At 42.7% G+C, this 25,686-nt stretch carries 24 protein-coding genes, 1 tRNA gene and 2 riboswitches; of the genes, 6 read left to right on the top strand and 19 right to left on the bottom strand.

The features are described from left to right. Positions 1 to 95: 95 nt before the first annotated feature. Complete coding sequence (ybaK, locus tag BM126_RS05315) at positions 96 to 602, bottom strand: Cys-tRNA(Pro) deacylase (protein WP_090988560.1); 507 nt, start codon at positions 600 to 602, stop codon at positions 96 to 98. A 6-nt stretch (positions 603 to 608) separates the two neighbouring features. Next, positions 609 to 1,208 (bottom strand): cob(I)yrinic acid a,c-diamide adenosyltransferase, encoded by a 600-nt coding sequence (locus BM126_RS05310; RefSeq protein ID WP_090988559.1) that lies wholly within the window; start codon positions 1,206 to 1,208, stop codon positions 609 to 611. Between the two features lie 518 nt (positions 1,209 to 1,726). On the opposite strand from BM126_RS05310, the gene BM126_RS23240 reads away from it, so the two are divergent. Next, positions 1,727 to 1,948 carry a YczI family protein gene (locus BM126_RS23240; RefSeq protein WP_090988558.1) on the top strand — a complete coding sequence of 74 codons (222 nt, stop codon included), beginning with the start codon at positions 1,727 to 1,729 and terminating at the stop codon, positions 1,946 to 1,948. 110 nt (positions 1,949 to 2,058) lie between these two features. Here BM126_RS23240 and BM126_RS05300 read toward each other — a convergent pair whose 3' ends face one another. The 5 genes from BM126_RS05300 to BM126_RS05280 all read right to left on the bottom strand — a co-directional run bounded on the left by BM126_RS05300 (position 2,059) and on the right by BM126_RS05280 (position 7,987). After that, a complete protein-coding gene (locus BM126_RS05300; protein WP_256212984.1) occupies positions 2,059 to 3,375 on the bottom strand; it encodes a heme ABC transporter ATP-binding protein in 1,317 nt (438 codons plus the stop codon). Continuing rightward, positions 3,372 to 4,430, bottom strand: coding sequence for a FecCD family ABC transporter permease (locus tag BM126_RS05295; protein ID WP_090988556.1), 1,059 nt, complete (start codon positions 4,428 to 4,430; stop codon positions 3,372 to 3,374). The genes BM126_RS05300 and BM126_RS05295 overlap by 4 nt, the downstream gene beginning before the upstream one ends. Then, on the bottom strand, positions 4,393 to 5,343 hold the full coding sequence (locus BM126_RS05290) for an ABC transporter substrate-binding protein (protein WP_090988555.1): 951 nt from the start codon (positions 5,341 to 5,343) through the stop codon (positions 4,393 to 4,395). The genes BM126_RS05295 and BM126_RS05290 overlap by 38 nt, the downstream gene beginning before the upstream one ends. A gap of 123 nt (positions 5,344 to 5,466) precedes the next feature. After that, positions 5,467 to 5,645: riboswitch (cobalamin riboswitch) on the bottom strand. Between the two features lie 231 nt (positions 5,646 to 5,876). Then, positions 5,877 to 6,245 carry a DnaJ family domain-containing protein gene (locus tag BM126_RS05285; protein ID WP_256212983.1) on the bottom strand — a complete coding sequence of 123 codons (369 nt, stop codon included), beginning with the start codon at positions 6,243 to 6,245 and terminating at the stop codon, positions 5,877 to 5,879. A gap of 128 nt (positions 6,246 to 6,373) precedes the next feature. Further along, complete coding sequence (locus BM126_RS05280; RefSeq protein WP_090988554.1) at positions 6,374 to 7,987, bottom strand: putative polysaccharide biosynthesis protein; 1,614 nt, start codon at positions 7,985 to 7,987, stop codon at positions 6,374 to 6,376. Between the two features lie 211 nt (positions 7,988 to 8,198). Here BM126_RS05280 and BM126_RS05275 point away from each other — a divergent pair, with 211 nt between their 5' ends. Beyond that, positions 8,199 to 8,465 carry an autorepressor SdpR family transcription factor gene (locus tag BM126_RS05275; RefSeq protein WP_071351013.1) on the top strand — a complete coding sequence of 89 codons (267 nt, stop codon included), beginning with the start codon at positions 8,199 to 8,201 and terminating at the stop codon, positions 8,463 to 8,465. Positions 8,466 to 8,469: 4 nt separating this feature from the next. Continuing rightward, complete coding sequence (locus BM126_RS05270) at positions 8,470 to 9,102, top strand: SdpI family protein (protein ID WP_090988553.1); 633 nt, start codon at positions 8,470 to 8,472, stop codon at positions 9,100 to 9,102. A gap of 53 nt (positions 9,103 to 9,155) precedes the next feature. Here the strand turns inward: BM126_RS05270 and BM126_RS05265 are convergent, their stop codons facing one another. Beyond that, positions 9,156 to 10,025, bottom strand: a complete 870-nt coding sequence (locus BM126_RS05265; protein ID WP_090988552.1) for a GNAT family N-acetyltransferase — start codon at positions 10,023 to 10,025, stop codon at positions 9,156 to 9,158. A gap of 187 nt (positions 10,026 to 10,212) precedes the next feature. Here BM126_RS05265 and BM126_RS05260 point away from each other — a divergent pair. Then, positions 10,213 to 10,286, top strand: a tRNA-Arg gene (locus BM126_RS05260). 329 nt (positions 10,287 to 10,615) lie between these two features. Here the strand turns inward: BM126_RS05260 and BM126_RS05255 are convergent. The 4 genes from BM126_RS05255 to BM126_RS05240 all read right to left on the bottom strand — a co-directional run bounded on the left by BM126_RS05255 (position 10,616) and on the right by BM126_RS05240 (position 14,403). Then, a complete protein-coding gene (locus BM126_RS05255) occupies positions 10,616 to 11,506 on the bottom strand; it encodes a protein kinase family protein (protein WP_256212982.1) in 891 nt (296 codons plus the stop codon). Between the two features lie 652 nt (positions 11,507 to 12,158). Then, positions 12,159 to 12,305, bottom strand: coding sequence for a hypothetical protein (locus tag BM126_RS22175; protein ID WP_177201318.1), 147 nt, complete (start codon positions 12,303 to 12,305; stop codon positions 12,159 to 12,161). A gap of 266 nt (positions 12,306 to 12,571) precedes the next feature. Beyond that, on the bottom strand, positions 12,572 to 13,390 hold the full coding sequence (locus BM126_RS05245) for an STAS domain-containing protein (protein WP_090988549.1): 819 nt from the start codon (positions 13,388 to 13,390) through the stop codon (positions 12,572 to 12,574). 413 nt (positions 13,391 to 13,803) lie between these two features. After that, complete coding sequence (locus tag BM126_RS05240; protein WP_090988548.1) at positions 13,804 to 14,403, bottom strand: TetR/AcrR family transcriptional regulator; 600 nt, start codon at positions 14,401 to 14,403, stop codon at positions 13,804 to 13,806. Between the two features lie 87 nt (positions 14,404 to 14,490). Between BM126_RS05240 and BM126_RS05235 the strand changes: the two genes are divergently transcribed. Further along, on the top strand, positions 14,491 to 15,039 hold the full coding sequence (locus BM126_RS05235; protein WP_090988547.1) for a hypothetical protein: 549 nt from the start codon (positions 14,491 to 14,493) through the stop codon (positions 15,037 to 15,039). Between the two features lie 96 nt (positions 15,040 to 15,135). On the opposite strand, the gene BM126_RS05230 is transcribed toward BM126_RS05235, so the two are convergent. Further along, entirely contained in the window at positions 15,136 to 17,322 is a 2,187-nt protein-coding gene (locus tag BM126_RS05230; protein ID WP_090988546.1) for a DNA topoisomerase III, read from the bottom strand. 391 nt (positions 17,323 to 17,713) lie between these two features. Here BM126_RS05230 and BM126_RS05225 point away from each other — a divergent pair, with 391 nt between their 5' ends. Continuing rightward, positions 17,714 to 19,270: an ABC-F family ATP-binding cassette domain-containing protein gene (locus BM126_RS05225; RefSeq protein WP_090988545.1), complete on the top strand. Its 1,557-nt coding sequence runs from the start codon at positions 17,714 to 17,716 to the stop codon at positions 19,268 to 19,270. An 80-nt stretch (positions 19,271 to 19,350) separates the two neighbouring features. On the opposite strand, the gene BM126_RS05220 is transcribed toward BM126_RS05225, so the two are convergent. The 6 genes from BM126_RS05220 to liaF all read right to left on the bottom strand — a co-directional run bounded on the left by BM126_RS05220 (position 19,351) and on the right by liaF (position 25,628). Continuing rightward, positions 19,351 to 20,301 (bottom strand): ATP-grasp domain-containing protein, encoded by a 951-nt coding sequence (locus BM126_RS05220; protein ID WP_090988544.1) that lies wholly within the window; start codon positions 20,299 to 20,301, stop codon positions 19,351 to 19,353. Between the two features lie 38 nt (positions 20,302 to 20,339). Further along, complete coding sequence (locus BM126_RS05215) at positions 20,340 to 21,389, bottom strand: LLM class flavin-dependent oxidoreductase (RefSeq protein WP_090988955.1); 1,050 nt, start codon at positions 21,387 to 21,389, stop codon at positions 20,340 to 20,342. A 95-nt stretch (positions 21,390 to 21,484) separates the two neighbouring features. After that, positions 21,485 to 21,591, bottom strand: a riboswitch (SAM riboswitch). Positions 21,592 to 21,674: 83 nt separating this feature from the next. Then, the gene (locus BM126_RS05210; protein WP_256212981.1) at positions 21,675 to 22,868 is read right to left on the bottom strand and encodes a class I SAM-dependent methyltransferase; all 1,194 of its coding nucleotides are present in this window, start codon (positions 22,866 to 22,868) and stop codon (positions 21,675 to 21,677) included. 360 nt (positions 22,869 to 23,228) lie between these two features. Continuing rightward, positions 23,229 to 23,861: a response regulator gene (locus BM126_RS05205; protein WP_071351003.1), complete on the bottom strand. Its 633-nt coding sequence runs from the start codon at positions 23,859 to 23,861 to the stop codon at positions 23,229 to 23,231. After that, positions 23,854 to 24,900: a sensor histidine kinase gene (locus BM126_RS05200; protein ID WP_090988543.1), complete on the bottom strand. Its 1,047-nt coding sequence runs from the start codon at positions 24,898 to 24,900 to the stop codon at positions 23,854 to 23,856. The genes BM126_RS05205 and BM126_RS05200 overlap by 8 nt, the downstream gene beginning before the upstream one ends. Next, complete coding sequence (gene liaF / locus BM126_RS05195) at positions 24,897 to 25,628, bottom strand: cell wall-active antibiotics response protein LiaF (protein WP_090988542.1); 732 nt, start codon at positions 25,626 to 25,628, stop codon at positions 24,897 to 24,899. The genes BM126_RS05200 and liaF overlap by 4 nt, the downstream gene beginning before the upstream one ends. Between the last annotated feature and the right edge of the window lie 58 nt (positions 25,629 to 25,686).

The following is a 25,686-nucleotide window of genomic DNA, read 5'->3' as shown; positions in this document are numbered from 1 at the left end:
TTTCGTAAATTTTGCTTCTTTGGAACAAGGAGGTGATTACCCCAGTCTGCTCGCTTTTCGCGGGGTGTGCAGTTTTCAGCAATGCCTGCAGGGTATCACTTCCCCCACAAGTTATCCGTAGTAATATTTTTAGTCAGCTGTTTAAATTGTGCTTCTACAGCCTTTTTTAAATCTGCAGGACTTATGATAATTTGGACACCGATTCTGCCCCCGCTTACTGCCATTTTTTCCAATGCTTCAGCACGGCAGTCAATGAAGGTTGGAAAAAGCTTCTTCATTCCCACAGGAGAGCAGCCGCCCCTGATATAGCCTGTTACTTTTTGCAGCTCTTTGACAGGAAGCATTTCTACCTTTTTGGCTCCTGCAGCCTGTGCAGCCTTTTTTAAGTCCAGCTCATCTTCGACAGGAACAACAAAGACATAGAAATGGCTGCTTCCGCTGCGGGCAACCAGTGTTTTAAATACCGTTCCAGGCGCCAGCCCTGTTTTTTCCGCAACAGATACCCCATCAATCTTTCCGTCCCCTGCATCATAGGTTTCCAGACTGTATTCCAGACTTTTAGACTCTAGAATCCGCATGGCATTGGTCTTGGTGATCCCCAATTTCTCTCACTCCTTTTTTTCATCGCTCCGTTCCTTTCTTTTTCCGCCCCTGAATACATTTGCGCTGCGAATATACTCCACATCCTTCACGCCAAGCCTGAAGTTTATGACACGTGCCAGGGCAAAGAAGTAATCAGATAGACGGTTTAAATACTGTAACGGCAGCTCTGATACACTGCTATCTGCTTTAATTAATGAAACTACAAGCCGTTCTGCCCTCCTGGTTACCGTCCTAGCAATATGGATCGATGCCGCTGGCTTTGATCCGCCGGGCAGGATGAATTTTTCCAGTTCCGGAGCCTCTTCAATAAATTTATCGATGCGTTCCTCAAGATAGTCAATGCTTCCAGGTGCCAGCTTTTTTGGTGCCTTTTCAGAGACAGTCGCGAGGTCACCTCCGCAGTCAAAAAGCTCATGCTGGATTTTTTCCAGATCCTCCAGTACATCTCCAAATACAGACGGATCGAGTTCTGTTACAGCTTGTCCTACATAACTGTTCACCTCGTCCACTGTCCCGTAGGATTCAACCCGGATGTCATCCTTATCAATGCGTCCCCCGATTACACTTGTTTTCCCCTTATCGCCTGTTCGTGTATAAATTTTCATTTACTTTCCTCCCTATTTTATAACTCAATTGATTTTGACATCACATTCCCAAGCCCCTGCCAAACTTTTTAAATCCTAAATAGCCCTTGCAGGTTTATGCAAAACGTTTCCTTTTTTTATGGCTGTTTTCTTAAACTTTGTTGCTACCTGAACAAGGGGTTGATTTCCGCTCCAGGATGCTCGCTTTCCGTGGGGCGGTGAGCCTCACAAGCAAAGCTTGCGGGGTCTCACCTTCCCGCTAATCCCACAGGAGTCTCGCACCTTACACTCCAATCAAACCGGTATAACAACAGGATCGCCTCACAGAACATATTAAAAAACAACAATCTTTAAGAAAAGAGCCTTTTTTATAAAGCAATGCAGGCTTCCTTTTTAGAGTTTCGCCATTTTAGAGGCTAAATCCTCCGCAAACCAGCTTTTTGAAAATTTTGTATGTGAAATCACCCGTACCTATGATAGGTAAGATTGCAGAGTCCATTAAATGAACAAGACATGTTCAAAAGAAAGGTGCGATAATCTTGCTGAAAGTACTTCGTTATATATGTTCCAGTTCTCTTATTAGCAGCATAGGGGTAATCACGAAAAATTTTGAGTATAGTTCTATAACGGTATTGTTCATAGGTCTAGCATTCCTGGTTATGGGCTTAGAGGAATTTCAAAAAAAGCGGACAACGAATGGCTGGCTGCATATTCTTTTGTCTTTATTTTCATTTTATGTATCCATACAAGGTTTTTACTAAGCTAAATTGTCGTTTTAAGCATTGGAGAAATCTCTGTTTTCCTCAGAGACCTTTCAAAAAAAACACCTCCAAATATAATTGAAGATGCTCCAGTATGGCAGAGACTGCCTTCACAGCTCCAGCAGACAGCTCTGTATGCTGTCAGCAACCAGCTCCTTTAAAGAAGTGATTTGCTTGCGCTCTTTGATTTCTTTTCCTTTTTGAGTGGAAGCAACTAAAATCTCTGTATGAGGATCTTGGGTCCCGTTTCCTGAATGTGCCCTTGCTTGTGCATCTGCACAGACAGCAACACACTCTATCATCGCTGCTTCTGATAATGCGGCATCGATAAACACCCATATCCCCCGCTGCTCCCTATGCTCTCCTGTACTGTGAATCATGACCGCAAATACAGAATCATCCTGTGTGCGCCCAGTGCTCACATTAAGACGGTCAGCATTTGTACTAGACCAATAGGTTCCTGAACCAACTTCCAAGCTGCCATCATGAGTGTGTTCAGTCTTCATTAAAAATCGGCTGTACCAGCTTATCCCGTGCTCAGTAGATACCGTTTTCAGCGGAATGGGAGATTGAAACTCAACGACGCCGGGCTCAGTGTGCAGAAATTCTCTGCTCATTTTATAGCAGCTATCATTGCCGGCGGCTCTTTCAGGCATTATCACCATTTGAGGCTTATCGAGAGCAGGGTGGCTTTGTTTAAGAATTTCTGTTTTATATACCCTGCTGATCCGCTGTTCCTGCAGTACATGATGCGGAACAGAAAGCAGGTCCATTTTTCCCTTTTCCATAAGAAGCAGCTTGTCGCAATAAAGGGCGGCCAGATTCAAATCATGAAAGATGGAAATGACCGTAAGGCCTCCTTGGGATGTCCACTTTCTCAGCAAATCCAGGAGTTCTTTTTGAAAGGAAAGATCCAGATGATTGGTGGGCTCGTCCAATAGCAGGATCTCAGGCTCCTGTGCGAGGGCCTGCGCGAGAAATACACGCTGTCTCTCTCCTCCCGAAAGCTCCTGTATGTACCTATTCTCGAAGGAGTCCACTCCTGTATCAGCCATGGCTTTTTGAACAATTTCTTCATCCTTTTCATTCCATGACTGCAGCCATCCTCTTTGATGGGCATATCTCCCGAGAGAAACTGTTTCTTTCACCGAATAGGCAAAGCTCTGATCATAATGCTGCGGCAATACAGCCACAATTCTGGCAAGTTCTTTAGCTGAATATTCATTCAGGTTTTTGCCCTTTATTTCAATTCTTCCTTTTTGTGCCTTAATAATCCCGCTCAACATTTTTAACAAAGTAGTCTTACCGCTTCCATTTGGCCCAAGTATTCCAAACAGCTCTCCCTGCTTAACTTCAAAGGATATATCCTGCAAGACGGACCGGCCTCCATAGCCGCCCTCCAAGCTGTCCGCACTCAGCATCTTCATCCCCTACTTTCTGCTCTTCTCTTTAATAAAATTACCGCAAATGCCGGCGCGCCAATCAGGCTTGTAATCACACCAATCGGCAATTCGGCCGGTGCAATAATAGTGCGTGAAATAAGGTCGGCCAATATTAGAAAACCGCTCCCTGAAAGCATCGAAAGCGGCAGCAGATGCTTGTGGTCGGGTCCCCAAAGAAGCCGGGCAAGATGAGGAATGACCAGCCCGACAAACCCAATGGTCCCTGAGACCGCTACAGCAGCTCCTGTTAAAATGGAGCCTGCAATCAGGATGATCAGCTTCCTTTTCTGAACATCCACACCAAGATGACTGGCCTTTTCTTCGCCAAAAGACATGGCATTCAGTTCCCGAGCATTAAGCACCAGCAATAATGCGCCGATGATAAAAAATGGCAGCAGGATCACGATGTAATCCCATCCCCGCATCGAGACGCTTCCAAGCAGCCAGCCAATGATCTGCCGCAGCTCCTCCCCGCTCAAGGCAATCATCAGTGAGATGACCGCCCCTAAAAAGGAACTGAAGATAATACCCGTCAGGATAATGGTCTCAACCTTCATGGCCGGGTCAATTTTGCGCGAAAACCAAAGCACGATAAATATCGTAATCATTGAAAACAAGATGCTGAGAAGCGGCAAAGTGAACAACCCTAAAAAAGGGATGGATATGTTAAAGAATAAAGTAAGGACTGCGCCGGCAGAAGCACCTGAAGAAACACCGAGTGTATACGGATCAGCCAGCGGGTTCCGCAGCAGCCCCTGAAATGAGGCACCTGCAACAGCTAGAGAAGCCCCGACAAGCCCTGCTAAAATAACGCGCGGAAGCCTTATGTTCAGCACTATATTCGTGTACATGGAATCTGAATAATCAAGGGGAAGATGAAATACACCCTTCCCGATGATTTGGAGAATGCTTAAAAAAGGAACTGAAACACTGCCTATGGAAATACCCATGAGGGCAGCCCAAACTAAAAAAGCAGCTGCCGCGGCATAGGCAAGCCCCCGATTATTTTTTAAACGTTTCCGGATAGACTGTTTTAGCAAGTTCCTCTACTCCTTCAGCAAGACGCGGGCCTGAACGTGTCAGAAGATCTGTATTCACATCAAACACCTGCTTGGTCTTAACTGCATTCACATCCTGCCAGCCTTTTCTGTCCAAGACCTGTTTGCTTCCGCCATATGTTGTGATAATGACATCCGGATTATGCTTAATCATAGCTTCCTGATCCAGTTTAACCCATCCATTTTGGTCTCCAGCTGCATTTTTAGCATGTATGATGTCTGTCATTTCATCCATAAAAGTATTTTTGCCTGTTGTATAGATTTCCGGTGCAGGTGACACTTCAAAAAGAACTTTCTTCTGTTCCTTTATGCCCTCAGCCTTTTTTTCTATCCCTGCTATTTTTTTCTTCATGCCGTCAATAAGCTGATCCGCTTTGACCTTTTCCCCTGTTGCCGTTCCAATCAGTTCGATGCTTTGATATACTTTGTCAAAGCTTTGGGCATCGTTTACCACAACAACAGGAATTCCGGCATCCTGCAGCTGTTTATGCAGGTCAGCTGCACTTTTTATGATAGATTCATGAGTCAGCACCAAATCCGGCTTCAAGGAAAGGATTTTTTCGACGTTGAATTCCATGCCGCCTATTTTTTCCTTATTCTTCACGTCACTTGGATAGTTATCAAAATCAGAGACTCCCACAACCTCTTTGCCAAGGCCTAAAGCATAGGCAGTCTCTGTGTTGCTTGGGATAATGGAAACAATCCTCTTAGGCTTCTTTTCAATCGTTACTTCATTTCCGGAAGCATCTTTTACCTTCAGCGGAAATACTGCGGTTTGCTCCGTTTTATTTTTGCTTTCTCCTGAATTCTCCGTTTTCTTCTGTTCCGGGGCGCACCCTCCCATAAGCATGCCAACCAGAGTTATTAAAAACAGCAGTGAAAAAATTTTCTTCATTCTACACAACCTCCGCTTTCTTCATTTTTCCTGAAAACAAAAAAAACTCCAATAATCATTGGAGATAGCTGCATGGCAAAATATTAACCTTGTCCGCCACACACCTCCCCATCCTCGCGGGTTTATTGGTGTACAGTTACAGGCAGGTCTCCTGGCTTATGGTCATTGTCTGCAGCGCCTTCCCGTAGCATGTACAGTGGCATATTGCTGCTTACTCCCATTTACAGTGGCGGGACCGCGCTGGCATTTCACCAGCTTCCCTTTTAAGTCTTAAAAAAGACACCCAGTACTGTTTTCACATTTATTTTGTTCATATCGATTATACACCAAACATTATTGAAAAAAAGAGATGTTTGCTGTTTATGCATGCAAATGTTTAGAAAATTCATAGAGCGGAAGGCAGGGAAAAGGATTTGATCAATCATTCAGCCATAAAACCGCTGTTTAAAAAAGAGGAAATCCTCTAATAGTGCCAAACAAAAAAAGAGCGGATTGCCAATAAATTGGCTGCGCCCTCTTTCAAGTCATAATCTCTATAGCCAGGATTTCATCTGTGTCCTGATGGTGTTCTTCTCAATCAGTCCCCGCTGCATACTGACCGGGCACTGACTATTATACTTTCTTATTTTTTCGTTAATACCAGCAAGAAGAACGTCAGCTTTATCCTGCTCAACCGCTTCTTGCAGAAGATCTCTTATTTCCTGCTGGAGCTTCACCCATGGAGGAAGGTATCCTGCATTTTTTGCTGTATTGACAAAGTTATCATACACATTTCCCGTAAACAGCTTTTTGGGTAAAGGCTTTCCGTATCCCGGGTTCGATTTTAATCCGGCTTCATCTCTTTCATATTCTCTAAAAATCTCTGACATTAAGTCTCTTGGGCCTTCATTATTGGAATTCATGTCATCCCTCCTATTTCGGCTTGCTATCTTTCTTGAATTATACCACCCGCCCTCTTGCTGGAACGCTGAATTATCTGAAAATTTTGTGTCAAAAAAAGCAGCACCCCTATTGGGAGTGCCGCCGCCATCTATTGTTTCATTTTAATATATTTTTTTATCCTGGTAAAATTCAGTGCATATAGCACACCGCCAAATGCAAGTATGCCAGCAAGAACTCCGATAATCACAACAATTAATTCATTCACGTAAGTCGCCTTTGGAAAAAACAAAGCTATCAAAAGGTTTTTCAGCGCTGATACGACAAGTACCATAATGGCGGTGGAAGCGATGAGACTTATAAGCCTGAATTTTATATTTTTGAGATTGATGCCAATATTTCTATTTATAACGATGATATTTACAGTCAGAGATGTAAGATATCCAAAGTATGTTGCAATGATGAATCCGGACTCAGGATAGAAGTTTGGCAGAATGAAGTTCAAGGCCAGCTTAACAATGAGACCAGCTGCAAGACCAGCGATTGCTTTTTTTTGCTGATTCACGGTCTGAAGGATGGATGTTGTAACACCATAGATGGCAATAAGGAGACCTGCCGGAGCATAAACCCTCAAGAGCCCACCCCCCATTTCAGGAGTTGCATTAGGAAACATAATGTAATAAAGAGGCTCTGCTAAAGCAAACATTCCAAATGCTGCCGGCAGCATGATGGTCATCAGCACCAGGAAGGACTGATTCATCTGCTTTCTCATCATTTTATAATTATTGGCAACAAAGGATTTCGTCATATTCGGGATAATTGATACACTGAGACCCGTCGTGATTGAAACTGGAAGCAATACAAGGACCTGGGCATATGAAATTACACCATTAATATCCTCAGCATCATGCTGCTTAAAGCCGATATGCATTAAAATCCTATTAATCGAATATGAATCGATATTCTGATATAGCGGTAAACTCATTCCCATCACAACAAAAGGAATCGAATGCTGAATAATTTCTTTGAAAATTTCCCTGATGGAAATGTAGGGGCTGCCCTCTCTCGCGGCAGATGGACTGAAGATATGATCCCTTCTTTTCCAAACCTGTTTAATAAGTACAGCAATTCCAAAAACAGCTCCGATAAACGCAGCAAAGGTGGCAACTCCCACTGCAGCCGTTACGGACAGATGCAGGAATTTTATTGTGACAAAAACTCCTGCCAAAATAAAGATAACCCTTGCAATTTGTTCCACTACCGTACTTACAGCTGGAGGGCCCATCGTCTGGTGCCCCTGGAAATAGCCGCGGAGAAAACTCATCGGCGGGACAATAATCAAGGCAAAGCTCACCAGCTTAATATTAAAGATGACACTTTCCAGCGAATTTCCGCTGCTGCTGTCATTCACGACAATTCTGGCCATTAAAGGGGAAAGCATATAGAGAACGAGAAAGGCGGTAAATCCGGAAGCCAGCATCAAAAGGATGCCTGATTTAAAGATTCTCTGCACCACATCCTGCCGTTCCAATTCATTATATTTAGATATCATTTTGGAGATGGCAAGCGGAATGCCCATGGTGGATAAACTGATCATGATGGCATAGGGTCCATAAGCATATCTGTACAGCGCGTTCCCTGTACTTCCAATCATCATTCCAAGCGGGATCATATAGATAAATCCGAGAATCTTGGAGATAAAGGATGCAGAAGAAAGCTGGACTGTACCTCGCAATAATTTATTGGCCATTAATCGTACTCCCATTTATATCAAATAAGTGCATGTGAAAACAAAACCTGCGTATCTAAAATAACACTTGCTTGGCTAAAATCCAAATGAATTATTTCACTTCATAAAAAAACTTTATATGTAAAACATGAGAGCAGCCTATTTACTTTTGAAAACGGACGTTTTATAATTTAGTTAAATAACTAAATACTTAATTGAAAAACCAGGAAGGGAAGAATTTTTTGTTATGAACGATGCATTCAAAGCCCTGTCAGACGCTACAAGAAGGAAAATCCTCGACCTGCTGAAAGAGGAGGATTTAAGTGCAGGAGAAATTTCAGATCACTTCAGCATGAGTAAGCCAAGTATTTCTCAGCACTTGAAAATCTTAAAGAACGCCGGGCTCGTTAATGATGAAAAAAAAGGACAATTCATCGTGTATTCATTGAACACCACCGTCTTCCAGGAATTAATAAGCTGGGCTTTTAATTTTGTAGAAAAAGAGGAGAAGTGATTGTATGAAAAAGCATCTTATTCCAATAGTAATCATAGGAGCTACTGTCATGGTTTGGCTCATTTTTTACCGGGACCTTCCCGGAAAGATTCCCGTTCACTGGGGCACAGACGGAGCGGACGGTTATGGAACCAAACTGGATGCGATGTTAATGAATACAGGGATGATGATTCTGCTGTATGTCATCCTCGCCTTTAGTCCAAAACTTGATCCAAAAAAAGAAAATTACAAGTACTTCCAAAGAAGTTATGGAATTATCACCTACTGTCTGCTGATGTTTTTCTTTTTCATCAATATATTTACCATTTTATCCGGTCTTGGCTATCAGCTGCCAATGAGCCATCTAGTCACTATTTTTGTGGGCCTATTGTTTATCGTCATCGGAAACTACACAAACTCTTTGAAGCCTAATTATTTTGTCGGAATTAAAACACCTTGGACACTGAGTAATGAAACAGTCTGGAAGAAAACCCACCGATTTGGCTCCAAAACCTTTATGATTGCCGGAGTTTTATTGATGGCTTCTGCCTTTTTGCCTGCCACACTGCTCACATCCGTCATGATTCCCATCATCCTGGCAATCGCCCTGCTCCCCATTGTCTACTCATATTTTATTTTCAAAAAGACAGTAAACTAATCAAAGAAACAGGGTCCCGAGTTTAACGGACCCTTTTTTTTATTAAAAATATTTCAAAGCGGGCTGGCATAGTAGTCGATGCTTCTTACTGTTACAAATCCGCACGATTGATATAAATGCAATGCGCCTTCGTTCTCTGCGGCCACTTCGAGAGAATTATATTTTTTCTTCAGCACTTCTTGTGTGTATTGGATGCTCTGCTGCAGGATTTGCCGTCCATAGCCCTTGCCTCTCAGCTTTTCCATAACGCTGAAACCGTATATAAAAACATTGTCCGACTCAAGCTTCAGACCGATTTTACCGACCGGCATCCCCTCTATTTCGGCAATAAGTGTAATATCCCCGCTATTTTCCATCATGTTTTTTAAGAACTCCTCCGCTTCCTCCTTTGAAATGGAAAATCCTTCTTGATTAAGCGTGACTAATGTTTTAAAGTCACCAGGCTCGGTTTTCCTTAAAGAAATAGATCCTGACGAGGCAGGGAGAGCCGCATCTTTACGTTCCATAAAATACTCCGAGAAGGAATACTCTGCTTTTTTCGCAAGGGCAAATTCCTTTCCTGTTGATGAATTGCCGGGACAAATCAAAAGAATTCGCTGAAACTTATTCTTCCTGCATTCATCCTCAGCCTTTTTCAAAAGAGCAGAAAAAATCCCTCTCCTTCTAAAGTCCGGATGTACTATCCCGCTTATTTCTGCCTCTGTCCTGCCAAAGAAATAAATACCCAGGAAACCCGCCAGCCTCCCATCTTCATAATATAAAAGGTCATTTACCTCACTGCCCCGCCTTTTGCAAAGCATACTCCAATTTAATTTCATCTCGATTCCATCATGCTTCACACAAATCAGCTCAAGTTCCTTAATTTCTTCAAGCTGAGCAGCAGTCAGGGTAATGCAGGGTACTACTTTTTGTAATTTTTCCATCTATCTCTTCTCCTTTATGATCTATGCCATCTTCATATATATTCTAAAAAGCCCCCGTCATTTCCTCTGAGAATTCCTTCTAATTTCATCAAATCCGAGATTATAAATAGCTGGTTAGAGAATTATTTAATCAATATACTTGAAAAGTGACTGCGGCCGGCATATAATATAACAGATGCTTCAACATGTCCCAGTAGCTCAGCAGGATAGAGCGACAGCCTCCTAAGCTGTAGGTCGTAGGTTCGATTCCTATCTGGGACGCTAATAAGAACCTCCAAGCCCTAAGGGTTTGGAGGTTTTTTTGTTATTGAGTTAATATTGGTCTCTTCAAAGTGTTGTCTATGTTTAATAATGCTGTTTTCGTAAATTTTGTTGCTATGGAACAAGGGGGTTGATTTCCGCTCCAGGATGCTCGCTTTCCGCGGGGCGGGCGGTGAGACTCCTCAGCTTCGCCTGCGGGGTCTCACCTTCCCGCTAATCCCACAGGAGTCTCGCACCTTACACTCCAATCAACCCTGTTTAGCAACTAATTCGCTTCACAGAAAAATTTAAAAAACAACAGTCGTTAAGAAAAAAGCCTTTAATAAAAACTATTTTAATGCTTTGTTCCACGCTTCATAAAATTCTTTCACAGTCGCATAACGATTATTTCGCTCTTTTTCAACAGCTTTAAAGGCTACTTCATATAATTCCTTGTCAGCTTCCCACTTTGACAAGGTGTGATCCGTTTCTCCGCCTAACAGACCAAATGCAATGGCTCCCATTGTAAAAACATTGGTTCTTGAATCAATAGTGGCCCATAAAGTGAATTCCTCTGGAGCTTTAGATCTTTTAGCACCCCAGAAATGCTCCCCTATATTATTTACAAAAGGGGATTTACGATAAAAGTCTATATCACAAATTTTCGTTTTATGATATTTAAAATCATATAATATACTTCCATCATAAAAATCTACTGCAATGAAACCTTGTGATTCTACAAAAGTATGAAAAGAGAAAATTGTATCAAGGGCGTCCAAACGTTTTCTAATATCAAGGCTTTTAAATCTATAGAATGGAGACTCAGGGTTTGTATACTTAGCCATTCCCCCAAAAGACCAATGAGAATGCAGGCATTCACCTTCGATCCATTCAAATACTGCTGCATAACCTTTTCCAACAGAAAAATGGTCAACCAGCTTTATTAAATTTGGATGCTCTAATTTCTTATAAATTGGTATTGCTTCTATTAAGCGAACAACTGCATCTTTTGTGTCACCTGAAAATTCCAGCGTTTTAGCTCCAGCATATTTGACAAAAAGCTTTTTATTGTTAATTTCTACTCCAAAACAAATATTCCCAGAATCCTGTTCATCGAATACACAAAAAACATCCCCGATTTTTTTTAGCCATAAAAAATCATGATGCTCTTTTAACTGGAATGTCACTTTGCCAATTTCTATCGTATATCGGCTCTGTTGTTGTTGCTCTATATATCCCAAAATCATATTCCTCCTATTATTTAGGTAACACGCAGTTTATAGGGGGAATGATACGCTTACCCTATAATCAATTTAACCCCATTAAGTATAATTGCCATTTTCATAATACAACGCCACCTTTCATTTCATTAATTCAGGCATTAATGCCTCTAAACTTATTTTTCGTTATTGGAACTGTATTGGTTTCAGTAAGTTGTTCATCATATAATTTATAAATTATCATATCTTCATTTTCTAAATTATGCCTTTTTATTACATTTTTTAATTTAAAATGAATGCTTTCGTAAACTTTGTTGCTATGAAACAAGGTGGTTGATTTCCGCTCCAGGATGCTCGCTTTCCGCGGGGCAGCCGGTGAGCCTCCTCGGCTGCCCTTCGGGGTCTCACCTGTTCTGCTCATGAAGCCACTGAAAAAGTCAGGAATTTCAAAAGTGAAAAATGATGTACAAAAAACGAAGCTCTAGAATCGCTTCTAAGCGACGATAAGAGGGTCAGGAATCATTTTTGACCCCCTATAAACTCATCTTTTTTCCATAACATATAGTTTTTCAGTGGCCTGCTGCTCATCCCGCAGGAGTCTCGCACCTTACGCTCCAATCAACCTGACTTGACAATCGAAAAGCCTCACATAACACATTAAAAACAACAATCTTTAAGAAAAGCCTTTAAAAATCACCTCTAAGAAATTTAAAGGTTTGATAGGTTTGATCGATGAAACCTCATTGCTTTGTTCAATTAAGCTAACTTCAAAATAATTTAAAGAACAGTTACTAGCAAAGTCTTTTATTAAAATTTCCATAATGCCTCCAAAACTTCTGGCTTTGTAGAACCTTATTTGCACTTATACTTATCCAGCACATACCTTAAAATTACTTATAAGGTGAAAATTCAACAACTCTAAGCTGTTATCCTTCTTTTCCAAACCTGCAGATTTATTCGAAAAAAACCACTTCAAAAAACCGCCCATAAAATCCAGGCGGTTTCATCCATTTCTAATATTTAAGCTTTCTCGCAGGCCATTCCAGGTTTGTCTGAAGCCCTTAGAGAAAGAGGCGGCTGACAATGCTATACAAGTTCAAGATTTCTTTTTATATTTGCATTTTTGAAATCAAGCCCCAGCTGGATGGCTGTTTGAGCGATTTCCGGCCGGATACCGGATAAGATAGATTTTACTCCAATTAAGCTTAGAGCTTTGATTAATTGAAAAATCTGCTGGGCAACCATGGTATCCATAATGACTACTCCAGATAAATCAATATACAGCAATTTAATCAGCTTCTCGGCACATTGTTCCAGTGTATTTTCAAGAATGAATTTAGCCCTTGCCGTATCAATATCCCCCACTAGCGGAAGCAAGGCGGTACTGCTGCCAATCGGGATGACAGGAGAACTCAATTCATTAATCATTCTTTGCTGCGATTCGAGCCTTTTCATGGAATAATTATGGTTTTCCTGTACAAACCAAATCATGACCTTACTAAATATTTTAATAACTTTCCGTTCCCATGAGGAAATTGCATCCTCTGAATAATTCCCTTTATGAAGTGAAAAAAATTGCTGAAGCAAATCCAAATACTGTTCCTGTGTCCTGAAAAACTCCCTTAATATGAAATGGATAGGCGTACCTAGATGCTGTTCATCCTGGGCAATTTCCAGAATCCAGGATTCGAAGTTTTCTATAAAACTAGATTCATCTTTTATAAAAAGATCACAAAAATGAATATGAAATTCATAATTTTGCTGTTTAACGGCTTTAATAACTTCAGGATCAGTAGACGAATATACACCGGCGGGATCGCTTTTATCCAAAGAAGCATACCATTCTTCGGTTAAACCCCAGGTTTTCTCCAATAAAAATTCGTGCAGCTCTTTATTTGCGTCCATATTCTACCCCCGTCAGTTTTATTTCTAATAAAAATCATACCATACAGTTATTAGATCTGTTCACTAAAATGCATGCTCCATCTATCATAGCAGCACGCTTGTTAGCAAGCATACAAAAACACCCGCCAATGCGAGTGTTTGTTTTATCTATTTCACATTTTTATGGTTGAGTATTTCATAAACTGATTGGCAAATTGCTTCATTGGGAGTTGAACCATAATACGCCGCGTGCTGTTCTCCGACTTTTCGGAGCTGAGCTATGGAGCGATAGGCCTTCCCATCCAGCTTCTCCAGACTAATGTCCAAAGTTGCCGATTAACAGCCAGAGTCTTTTTCGTATAACACCATCTCATTTCATCCTTACTTCCCGTATAAGCAAGTTATGAAACTTAGTGATGCCCTGGATTTTCCTTTCAAGAATTTCTTCTGCAAAGACTTTCTAGATGAAGTTCAATTACAGACTCCATAAGCTTTGGTGTGACTTCATCTCCCTTTTGCAGGTGATGTAATGCTAGTCCATCTATAAGAGCATACAGCCGCTCTGTTTCAAGAAATACATCGAGATTGGGGGATGCAAGCCCAAGGTTTTCAAGTGATTGTATGATGAAGAAAATGGCAGATTTCGTTTCTTCATAGATTTCATTACTGAATTTGCGGAGTGAGGGTTCACTCATCGCTTTCACTGTAAAAGCAAGCCATACCTCCGTTTCATACCTTTTTTGTTCATCCACAGGCAGGATTTCTCTTAAGATCAGTTTCATGTCTTCTACCGGCGGGCCGTCAAGTTTCAAGCTGCTTGCCCTTTTTCTTATTCGTTCCAATACTAGCTGCATTGAAAAAAGGAGCAGTTCTGATTGTGTAGGAAAATAATGACGCAGCGACCCAAGCGAGATGCCTGCTTCTTTAGCGACTCTTCTGACGGTAGCATGCTCCATCCCTTCTTCAGCAATGATCCGCCAGGCTGCTTCGGCTAATTTTTCTTTTTGTTTTTGATGATCAACTATTTTTGGCATATTTTTATTATATCACCATTGATTGTTTTAATACAGCTGTGCTATTATGTTTTTAATACATTTGTATTAAAAAAGGAGTGAGGAATATTGATTGGTTGGCTCATTTTAGTTTGTGAAGCTGGATTTTGGCTGATAGTCCTTGGAGGGCTGTTTATCCGCTATGTCCTTAAACAGAGAAAAATAGGCGGAATGGTTTTATTATGCACACCCATCATAGACTTGCTTTTACTTATTTTCACAGTGATCGACTTAAAAAATGGAGCTCCGGCAACTATATTCCATGCCTTATCTGCTGTATATATAGGTGTAACAGCAGGGTTTGGCCATTCCATGATTAAATGGATGGATCAGAGATTCTCTTATTGGATGGCTGATGGTCCCATACCGGAAAAAGCTCCTAAATTCGGATCCGGGCATGCACGCGCTGAACGCATAGGATGGTTCAGGCACTTTTTATCCTGGATGATCGGCATTGCACTGATGTACGGAATGATTCTATATATTGGCGATTCTGACAGTACTGAAGAAATACAGAAGCTAATTAAATGGTGGTCTATTGCTCTTGCAATCGACTTCCTATACAGCTTCAGCTATTCACTTTGGCCCAGGCGCAAAAGAATAGATGATAAGGCATAAGGCTTTTCCTTTATGTATCACAGTCTGTAGGGGCCCAATCTGATCCCTGACGCGATAAAAAAAGGATGAAGCAAATCTGCTCCATCCTTTTTTGAGTTAATCAAACTTTAGTTTAGCAAGTGCATCGGCTAGAGCCGTATTGATTGGTTCATCTTTATTTTGCTTGTTCAGATAGCTTGATACGTCTTTTTTGGATGCTTTTTGGTCTTTGCCTTTGCCTCTTCTTTTATTAAAAGAGGAAAGCTTCTCATGATAGCCGCACTTGCAGACAAAGGTCTGTGCCTCACCCTGGCCGCGCATTTCCATCTTTTTATGGCATTGCGGGCATCTTGCGTTTGTCGCCCGGGAAACTCCTTTTCGGTATCCGCATTCCCTGTCCTGGCAGACGAGCATCTTTCCTTTTTTCCCATTTACCTCAAGCAGCAGTTTTCCGCAATCAGGACATTTAGTTCCTGTCAGATTGTCATGCTTGAACTTCTTGCTGCTGTTTTTGATATCTGTGACTATATCCTTGGCGTATGCCTTCATCTCGCTGATGAATGCCTGCTTAGGAAGCTGCCCTTTTGCAATGGCAGTCAGTTTCTGCTCCCACTGGGCTGTCAACGCCGGCGAGCGCAGTTCATCCGGTGCGAGGTCAAGAAGCTGTTTGCCTTTGGAGGTGACAAATATCCCTTTTCCCTTTTTCTCAATTAAGAAGGTGTTAAAAAGTTTCTCAATCACATCTGCACGGGTTGCAACGGTTCCGATTCCGCCGGTTTCACCCAGTGTCTTTATAAGATCCTTTCGTTCACCGCTCATGTATTTCGATGGATTTTCCATGGCAGAAAGCAGGGTGGCTTCATTCAGCGGCTCAGGCGGCTTTGTTTCCCCATTGGTCATAGAGAGGTTTGTAATCTTCAGCACATCGCCCTTTGTCACGGAAGGCAGCATTTGTTCCAGGAGACCGTCATTAGAGTCTTCTTCATCTGTTTGATGATCATATGCTTCCTTCCATCCGGAATGTAACGCCACTTTGCCCCTGGCTGCAAAAACTTCTCCTCCGATTATTGCTTTGATGGTTGTCTGCTCATATTCAAAAGGTGGCAGGAGCACAGCAAGAAATCTTCTGACAACCAAATCATATATTTTATATTCCTTGTCGCTTAATTTACTCATGATAGGCGTTTGTTCAGTCGGTATGATGGCATGATGATCTGATACTCTGCTGTCATCAACAAACGATTTGTTCACTTTAATGGGGCTTCTGAGAATTTTGGAAGCGAGCATGGCATACGGCTTCACCCTAACAGCTTCAAGCCGTTCCTTTAAGGTATCAACAATATCCGAAGATAAATGCCTTGAGTCGGTTCTCGGATAGGTTAAGGCCTTATGGCTTTCATACAGCCCCTGCATAATGGACAGTGTTTCCTTTGCAGAGTACCCGAACTTTTTATTCGCATCCCTCTGAAGCTCCGTCAAATCGTAAAGCTGCGGAGCAAAGGATTTTTTAGTCGTCTTATCAACGTCTGCCACCTCGGCGCTTTGGTTTCTTGCCTTAGCCAGGATGCTTTCTGCCTTCTCTTTTTCAAATGTGCGGGTATCCTTTGTTTTTCCATCCTGCCAGACCAAATGCATATTAGAGGCAACCGCTTTTAACCCGTAATAAGGCTTCGGGCTGAAGCTCTTTATTTCTTCCTCTCTTTTCGCAATCATGGCAAGTGTCGGGGTCTGTACCCTGCCGCAGGATAATTGGGCATTATATTTGGTTGTAAGCGCCCTTGTCGCATTCATGCCTACGATCCAGTCGGCTTCCGCCCTTGCAACCGCAGAAGCATAAAGGTTTTCATATTCCCTTCCATCCTTTAGCTTGCGGAATCCGTCTTTGATTGCTTTGTCGGTCACAGATGAAATCCACAGGCGCTTGACGGGCTTTTTGACATGGGCCTTCTCAAGGATCCACCTTGCGACAAGCTCTCCTTCACGGCCGGCGTCTGTCGCGATAACGACATCCTTAACATCTTTCCGGTTCAGTTGGGTTTTGACGGCCTGAAACTGCTTTGAGGTCTGTTTGATGACTACCAATTTCAAAGAGTCGGGCAGCATCGGCAGGTCCTCTAGCTTCCAAGCTTTATACTTTTCATCGTACGCCTCAGGATCTGCATGGGTAACTAAATGTCCCAGCGCCCAAGTGACAATATATTGATCTCCCTCAAAAAAACCGTTTCCTTTTTTATGGCTATTCAGCACTTTAGCTATATCTCTTCCGACTGAAGGTTTTTCAGCCAGTATAAGTGTTTTACTCATCATAACATCCTTTCAATTTCCTAAAATTCAAGAAATGTTTGTTCCCTTCCATTATCTCATAAATTGCTTTGGAGAGCGACGATATGGGATGTAACTTACATGGCTCACAATAACTTGGGTCTGTTATACTTGTCTGCTGATTTCCGGTACGAAAGCTTCCATTTTGAGGCCAGCCCGGCGAGCTCCCTGCAGCCAAGTGTACCCCTGTAATCAGCAAATCACATTTACAAACATATAATTCAACAATTATTTCCCGAGAAATTTGTCGATTGGTGCTTCCTTGCTGTTTCTGGTATTTTTGGGCGGGCTGGCAAGCAAGGATAGCAATCTATCACGGATTTTAGTAAGATGGACTATGGATGTTTTAATAAATATTGGAGGTTCACAAATAATGAGCTTACTTTCTATAGATAAATTGGGCCATAGCTTCGGCGACCGTACATTGTTCAAGGATGTTTCCTTTCGTTTAATGGCTAGTGAACATGTTGGCCTGGTCGGCGCGAATGGCGTCGGCAAATCTACTTTAATGAATATCATTACCGGACATTTAATTCATGATACAGGACGGTTGGAATGGACTCCGGGCGTCGTATACGGATACTTGGATCAGCATACCGTGCTTACGAAGGGAAAGACCATCCGTGATGTTTTAAGAGCTGCCTTTCTTCCGCTGTTTGAAGAGGAAAAGGCCCTGAATGAAGTTACAGAGAAGATGGGGACAGCTTCTCCGGAAGAGCTTGAAGAGCTTTTGGAACAGATGGGTGTCATTCAGGACAAGCTGGAAGCAGGCGGCTTTTATAATCTTGATATCAAGGTAGAAGAAGCTGCACGCGGACTTGGCCTGGATGCCATTGGACTTGACCGCGATGTTTCTGCTCTTAGCGGCGGGCAGCGTACTAAGGTTCTGCTCGCCAAGCTGTTATTGGAGCAGCCTGAGGTTCTTTTATTAGATGAACCTACCAACTATCTGGATGTCGAGCATATCCGCTGGCTAAGCAACTATTTGAAGGAATATCCGCATGCCTATCTTTTAATTTCCCACGACACGGAATTTATGAATGGCGTAGTTGACGTTATCTTTCATCTCGAATTCTCCAAACTGACTCGTTATACAGCTACCTATGAAAAATTCCTGGAATTAGCTGAAATCAATAAAAATCAGCATATCCATGCCTATGAAAAACAGCAGGAATTCATCAAGAAGCAGGAAGATTTCATAGCGAAAAATAAAGCACGCTATTCAACAACAGGCCGCGCAAAGAGCAGACAGAAGCAGCTTGAAAAAATCGAACGAATCGACCGTCCTGAAACGGCCATGAAGCCTACCTTTGATTTTAAAGAGTCGCGAGGGAGCAGCAGGTTTGTGTTCGAGGGTGAAGCATTAGAAATTGGATATGACCGCCCGCTCTTCCCTAAGCTTACAACAACGATTGAACGCGGAGACAAAATTGCAGTGGTCGGTAGCAACGGTGTCGGGAAGTCCACACTGCTAAAAACCATTCTCGGCAAAATTAAGCCCATTAGCGGCAAGGTCATCCTTGGCGATTTCCTTTTCCCTTCTTATTTCGAACAGGAAGTGAAAGCTGCAGGCACCACGCCGCTTGACGAAATTTGGAATGCATTCCCGAGTCTGGAGCAGCCTCAGGTAAGAGGAATCCTTGCAAGGGTCGGCTTGAAAAATGATCACATAACCCGCCCGCTGAACCAGCTGAGCGGAGGTGAACAGGCAAAGGTCCGCTTATGCAAGCTAATGCTGACAGAAAGCAACTGGCTTTTGTTTGATGAGCCGACCAACCACTTGGATATTGTAGCTAAAGAAGAGCTTAAGCGCGCCATGAAAGCCTATAAAGGCACTATTGTCCTTGTCTGCCATGAGCCTGATTTCTATGAGGATTGGGTGACAAAGGTATGGAACGTGGAAGATTGGGCGAATGAAGGCCAAAGCTGACTCTTTTAATAGCCTTAACTGTTATAAACAAAAACCATCTTTGGGTGCCCCAAAGATGGTTTTTGCTGTATATGAATATCTTATAAACGGGCTGGTTCCACTATTTTCAATTCATTGCCCAATAGCCTGGCTAATTCCAGCATGCCAAATTTCCCTGCCGCTTTTTCTGCATCGCTGTTATAATTTGTATTTGTATTAATGTCATATGTGAAGATTTCCCCTTCACTGTTTCTGATAAATTCAATCCCGGCAACAGCAATTTGATTTTCTTTCAGGAACGTTTCGTATTGCTCGATAATGGGCTCCCGGAAACCTTCAATAACCTGGAATTTAGGCTTTTCAGGAACCTCTTCCCCAACAGGGCAGAATAAATCGCCAATCTGGCATGCGTCCGCCGGGCATAGCTCAAAGCCCTCAGAAGTGTCGACACGGACAGCATACACAAATTTTCCGCCAACAAATTCACAGCGGGTGATATATGGCTCAGGGGATTTGATATATTCCTGAATCAATGTAATGCCATCGACCGGTTCTTCAAAATCAGGGCCATCCACATATTGCTTCAATGCATCAATGGAATGGAACAGCTGGACCCCAAGTCCCTTTCCGGCACGGTTATGTTTGGTGATAAAGGATTCTGCACCCAGCTTCCCGGCTGCTTCTATAATCATATCTCTCCCGGCTGCAGCAATGGTTTTAGGCGTTTTAATGCCATGGCTGGCTAGTGCTGTGTATTGATTGACCTTGCTCACTTCCAATCGGAGAGCACGGCTGCCGTTCAGGACCTTCCGTCCGTGCTGCTCAAGCCATGCCAAGACCGACTCGGTAAGTTCAGGCGCAAAACGGTGGCCCCTTGTATGGGAAGAAGCGCTCATTCTGCTGTAAAACACGCCTTCCGGCGGCTCCTGGGATAAGTCCACCAGTCCATGGTCAAGATGCCACTCTTCATAAGGCAGGTTCAGTTCGTTCAATCTGTTTGTCAGATGCTCTGTCCATTCGCTGTTTTCGTGAATGATGTATATTTTGCTCATTATTATAGCCTCCTGTTATAAGCTTCAAAACTTGACCGTCAGGCTTTTGTTTTTTGGCGTTTTTTCTCCACAAGCGGTTTTACCTGTTTCGCGAATCGCTCCATTTCTTCCAGCTGCGGTGAAAACTGAAGCAAAAGCAAATCTACTCCCGCTTCTTCAAATTCAATGATACGCTCCGCAATCTGTTCTGGAGTCCCAATAAGGTTCGGGCGCAATCCCCTGTTGGAAACAGAATAATCATAAAGCTTGACCTGCTGCTCAAGCTGCGACTTATTAACGAAATCATTGTATCCGGCATAAGCACTGGATTCTTTAACATCCGTAATTCTCTTAAGTTCTTCCTGTGCTTTTTCTTCACTGTCCCTGCAGATTACATATGCGGCCAATCCAAAAGAAGAGAAAGGCTGTTTTCCTGATTCTGCCCGTCTTTCCTTCATTCCCTGAATTTTACCTCTGATTTCCTCAACTGTCCCGCCATGCATCACATATGCGTCACATTTGCCGGTTATCACCTGTTTGCCGCGTTCACTTTCACCGCCGGCATATAGGATTGGATTAGGCCGCTGCACCGGTTTTGGGCTTAAATGGGCGTCTTTGATATCATAGTACTTTCCCTTATAGGAAAAGATATCTTCTTTCCATAAGCCCTGAATAACATCAATGAATTCTTCCGTGCGGTCATATCGTTCGTCATGGGCCGTAAAGATTCCCCCATACTGGCGAGCCTCTTCCTCCCACCAGGCAGAAACAATATTCAGCGTGAATCGGCCATTGCTGATCTGGTCGATATTCGCTGCCATTTTTGCTGTAACAGCCGGATTATGGAATCCAGGCCTGACAGCGGTCATGATTTCAATTTTTTCGGTCACTGCAGCAAGCCCTGCTGCCGTAGTCCAGGCCTCAAGGGAATCTTGTTCAGGCCCTTTTATATCATTTAAGTAAAGTTCAGCAATCAACGTCGTATCATATCCCCACTGTTCTGCAGCCTGGATGACAGTTTTTGCATATTCAAAGGTTGGCGGCATGTTTTCATCATCTACATTTCGAAGCCATCCGCCAAAGATGGGAAGCCAAAATCCAAATTTCATCTCTCTATCTCCTTTTCCATTCAATTCTGCCTGCATCTTGAATAAAAGAAAACAAAAAAACTTCCCCCGATAAGAAGAAGTTTCGATTTATCCCCTGCTTATCTGCCAGAGTGCATGACTCTGCTGGAATTGGCACCATTCTGACTATGTCAGCGGCTGCCGGGCTTCAAAGGGCCAGTCCCTCCACCTCTCTCGATAAGTACTATTCAATTTTCACATAAATTAATCCTACTACGAACCTTGGTTATCCGTCAACTTTATTGTTAGATAATTTTCAATAATACATTAATATGTTTTTTCACAGACAAGTGTGTAGGTTTTTGGAAGCCCGATATCGTGGATTTTATGATTCGGCTCCTCCTCCAGCACCTTGATTACAAGTCCTGATTGGCCAATTGCCGTAATCAGCTCGCCTATGGTCCATTTTCTTTGGACAACATTTGACAGGCTTTCCTGCTCTTGCTCGGGCATATGCTTGGTAAATGCCACCCTATTATTTTCAATCTCCGGATCAAAATAATTGCCGGTTACTTTATGCTTTTTTCCTGAAGAGGAAATCAGCTTCGTTGAAATAGGATGAAACTCATGAAGGACAAATCTTCCGCCCTTCTTCAGCAAGGCCCTGATAACCTCTGCTAACGGCTGAAGGTCGATTACATAATGCAGAACGCCAAGCTCCATTAAAACAAGGTCATATTTTCCGCCAAGCTCTGCTTGCGGCAGCGAAAGAACATCTGAAACGATATAGTTTATATCGACTCCGCAGGAAGCTGCCAGTTCTTCTGCGAATGCTTTATTTTCTTTTGAGAAATCAGCCACCGTAACCTCTGCACCCAGTAATGCCAGTGCTGCTGCTTTCACTCCATTTGACCCCATCAAATGGGCTACTTTCTTTCCATTAAGATCACCTAAATATTTATAGAAGGGATGCAGCCTCCAAGCAGGATTCTGCCTGATTTTTTCTGCCATATCTTCCGGGCGCCCGTACCTGTTAATAAGCGCCAGATAATTATTCTGGTTCCAGGCCTGCTCATTATGCTCGGTGAACCCCTGCTGCTGCTTCAATAGATGCGCATGGATGCTGCTGCTGAATCTATTCATTTCTTTATCGTATAAATGGCTGTAAAGTGAACGGCACCAGATCTCTTCGCCGCCATGCTGAATGGCTATCCGGTATGGATCCGTTTTAACAGTGGTATTGTAAAAGAAGCTTATTACCGCTTCTATTTGGTTGATCTTAAGATAAAACTCTGCTTTTTCCGGCGTTTTCACGAGTTCAGAAGGCTGGAAGGTTTCAAAAAGGCTATATGCCTGCTGAAGAAGATCCCATTGTACGCTTACGGTTATTCTATCTTCATCCTCCAAAATGACCCCCTGAAGCAAAAGTGCTGAAGCCCCGGTAAACTCATAGGGTATTCCCGCATGGTTTAAAAGAGAGCCTATGTGAAGGATGCCCTTATAATAAGTGTTGTCTTCCATTTCCTATCCCCCATTTTTGTCAAAGCCTGTTTCGTTCTCATCCTGCTATAGCGGGCAATATATTTCCGCTTAGAGAATCTTCCTATTATGTAAGGCTCTTTTCTTAAAGATTGTTGTTTAATATATTCTGTGAAGCTATCCCGTTGTTAAACCGGGTTGATTGGAGTGGAAGGTGCGAGACTCCTGTGGGATTAGCGGGAAGGTGAGACCCCGCAGGCAAAGCCGAGGAGGCTCACCGCCCGCTCCACGGAAAGCGAGCATCCTGAAGCGGAAATCAACCACTTGTTCCATAGCAGCAAAGTTTACGAAAACAGCCTATGTAAAAGACGCCCTTTTATAAAGAATCTCCAGTTTCCCCTGTTATTTCACCAGTGCATGCTTGAATGCATAAATGACGGCCTGTGTGCGATCCTGCACTTCTAGTTTGCTCAAAATATTGCTGACATGCACCTTTGCGGTTTTCAGGGCAATATATAGTTCGTCTGCGATTTCCTGATTGGTTTTCCCCTGTGCGATCAGCAGCAAAATTTCCATTTCCCTGTTTGTGAGCTGTTCATGGAGAAGCCGCACAGCTGGTGTTCTCATTTTTTTCATCATCTTGCCTGTCACTTCCGGTTCCAGCACAGAATGGCCATGGAAAGTAGAACGCACTGCCTCTGCTATATCACTCGCCCTGGAGGTTTTCAGCATATAGCTGGAAGCTCCTGCTTCGAGAGCCGGGTATACCTTTTCATCATCCAGAAAACTTGTGACAATAATGACTTTTGCTTCCGGCCATTTATCAATTATCAATCTGGTTGCCTCAATTCCGTCCATTTCTTTCATGACCAGATCCATTAATATAATATCCGGACGCAGTTCAAGTGCCAGCCTTACTGCTGCACCGCCATCATCTGCCTCGCCGATCACTTCTATATCAGCCTGCATAGATAAATAAGAAGATACCCCTATTCTTACCATTTCATGATCATCTACAAGCAATACTTTAATCAATATCTTCACCTCCTGAAGAAATTAATGGCACTTTTACTTCGAGCCTTGTTCCTTTATTGATCACACTGACTATTTTCATTGTGCCGCCAATTTCCGCTGCACGCTCCTGCATATTAAGAAGCCCATAAGAACCTGCTTTGGAGTTTTCTGAGCGGAAGCCACAGCCATCATCTGCAATGATAAAGATAATCAGGCCGTCTCTTGATATTAATGAAACCTCAAGTGATGAAGCTTTTGCATGCCTTAGAGTATTGGAAACAGACTCCTGAAGGATGCGGAATAAATGATCCTCTATCCCCCTGTCCATAGAGACAGGTTCTATCTTCCATGTGATTTTCATCGGAACTTTTTGAACGAGCTCCCCAAGCAATGAGGTAATGCCCTCTTGAAGGGACTTGCCTCTTAGCGGCACCGGGCGCAAATGGAGGAGAAGTGCCCGCATTTCAAGCTGTGACTGATGAATGACACTCTCTGTTAGCTTAAGCTGCTTCATTTCATTGCTGTCGGTATCCTGCCTGCTTTCGGTTATGGCGGACATGAGCATCGAGGCGGCAAACAGCTGCTGGCTGACAGAATCATGGAGCTCTCTTGCCAGGCGGTTTCTTTCCTGAGAAATAATTTCCTGAACATATTTTTCCTGATCCTTCACTTTTTCATTGGCCAGCTTTTGAACTGATTTGGCCTGTTCAGCGATATGCCTGCGCACATTTTCAAGTTGTGCTGAAATTCTGGCAAACTCCTGGACTTGTGTGTTTCCTTCAAATGAAGATGCAGAGCCTTGTGATATTTTATATAACTCGTCACCCACTTCAGCAAGCTGCCTTTTCCAGTAAACACCTGAAATGGATCCATAAAGGACACCAAGGATAATACTCGCGATCGGCAAAAACAGCGCAAACGGGAAATTCATGATTTTCCTGTTCCATAACAGTGACCAATCGTACAGCGGATATATAAAAAAAACAAGCGAAGGCAATAGAATTGACATAGCGAAAGAAATGGCTGCACTCCTGATAATCTGCCTGGTAAGAATGTTCATATCCGTTTCACCTCTAAATCTCCGATAAGCAACGAGGTGATGATGGCAATTTTCTGTTCTGCATCATTAAATCCAGGTGTCTGAAAAGAAAGAATACTATTGAAAATTTTCCTGTCCGTGTTATTGAACACCGACGTGCTTCCAGCAATGACAGAGTGGTGAATGCTCACTTCCATATCATATGGAACTAAAATGCGGACATTTCCCGCAATACCCCGGATGGAAATAAAGGTGTCCCCTTTAGGAAGAATCGTATTGCTCAAATCAATGACAGTATCACCAATCCCGGTCTGTATGTTCACATCATTCCATTCATATACATGGTCAGGCGTCTTTCTGCCTCCGAACAGCTTGTTTTCAAAGAGGGAATTCTTCTTGATCAGCGGCTCCTGGCCGCGATTCTTAGACTCTATCAGTACCGGACTGATATAATCCGGATTCTTTTTCGATTGATAAAAAGTGTATAAAAGATAAGCAAGAATAGCTAAAATGAAAAATTTAAAGACCATCATCTGCAGCACAATTACAACCGTACTGAATAGTCCGATCCAAAACAGCATTTTCCCTATTGCACGATGATATTTTTTTTTGCCAAGGTATAAACACCCGAAGGATAGAGGAAGTGAGATGAATAAATCCCCATCAAAAAATACTAATTCTAAAAATAGCAGTACAATGCCAGTTAAAAAAACCCAGCCAATCCACTCTGTTCTATGTTTATTCAACACAGGGCCTCTCCCTTCGCTGATACTGCTTTTTCATTGCTGCATATATTTCAAAAGAGGC

Source organism: Bacillus sp. OV322 (assembly GCF_900112495.1).
GTDB lineage: Bacteria > Bacillota > Bacilli > Bacillales > DSM-1321 > Peribacillus.
The sequence above is the reverse complement of the archived record's forward strand: the minus strand, read 5'-3'. Positions and strand labels throughout refer to the sequence as shown.

What these genes read in the sequence shown, in the direction of transcription:
- BM126_RS05220 (WP_090988544.1), bottom strand. Translation starts at nt 20,301, where the DNA reads ATGAGCAAAATATACATCATTCACGAAAACAGCGAATGGACAGAGCAT.
- BM126_RS05215 (WP_090988955.1), bottom strand. Translation starts at nt 21,389, where the DNA reads ATGAAATTTGGATTTTGGCTTCCCATCTTTGGCGGATGGCTTCGAAAT.
- BM126_RS05210 (WP_256212981.1), bottom strand. Translation starts at nt 22,868, where the DNA reads ATGGAAGACAACACTTATTATAAGGGCATCCTTCACATAGGCTCTCTT.
- BM126_RS05225 (WP_090988545.1), top strand. Translation starts at nt 17,714, where the DNA reads ATGAGCTTACTTTCTATAGATAAATTGGGCCATAGCTTCGGCGACCGT.
- BM126_RS22175 (WP_177201318.1), bottom strand. Translation starts at nt 12,305, where the DNA reads ATGGAAATTTTAATAAAAGACTTTGCTAGTAACTGTTCTTTAAATTAT.
- BM126_RS05280 (WP_090988554.1), bottom strand. Translation starts at nt 7,987, where the DNA reads ATGGGAGTACGATTAATGGCCAATAAATTATTGCGAGGTACAGTCCAG.
- BM126_RS05240 (WP_090988548.1), bottom strand. Translation starts at nt 14,403, where the DNA reads ATGCCAAAAATAGTTGATCATCAAAAACAAAAAGAAAAATTAGCCGAA.
- BM126_RS05245 (WP_090988549.1), bottom strand. Translation starts at nt 13,390, where the DNA reads ATGGACGCAAATAAAGAGCTGCACGAATTTTTATTGGAGAAAACCTGG.
- BM126_RS05265 (WP_090988552.1), bottom strand. Translation starts at nt 10,025, where the DNA reads ATGGAAAAATTACAAAAAGTAGTACCCTGCATTACCCTGACTGCTGCT.
- BM126_RS05275 (WP_071351013.1), top strand. Translation starts at nt 8,199, where the DNA reads ATGAACGATGCATTCAAAGCCCTGTCAGACGCTACAAGAAGGAAAATC.
- BM126_RS05310 (WP_090988559.1), bottom strand. Translation starts at nt 1,208, where the DNA reads ATGAAAATTTATACACGAACAGGCGATAAGGGGAAAACAAGTGTAATC.
- BM126_RS05290 (WP_090988555.1), bottom strand. Translation starts at nt 5,343, where the DNA reads ATGAAGAAAATTTTTTCACTGCTGTTTTTAATAACTCTGGTTGGCATG.
- BM126_RS05300 (WP_256212984.1), bottom strand. Translation starts at nt 3,375, where the DNA reads ATGAAGATGCTGAGTGCGGACAGCTTGGAGGGCGGCTATGGAGGCCGG.
- BM126_RS05285 (WP_256212983.1), bottom strand. Translation starts at nt 6,245, where the DNA reads ATGAATTCCAATAATGAAGGCCCAAGAGACTTAATGTCAGAGATTTTT.
- BM126_RS05270 (WP_090988553.1), top strand. Translation starts at nt 8,470, where the DNA reads ATGAAAAAGCATCTTATTCCAATAGTAATCATAGGAGCTACTGTCATG.
- BM126_RS05200 (WP_090988543.1), bottom strand. Translation starts at nt 24,900, where the DNA reads ATGAACATTCTTACCAGGCAGATTATCAGGAGTGCAGCCATTTCTTTC.
- BM126_RS05230 (WP_090988546.1), bottom strand. Translation starts at nt 17,322, where the DNA reads ATGAGTAAAACACTTATACTGGCTGAAAAACCTTCAGTCGGAAGAGAT.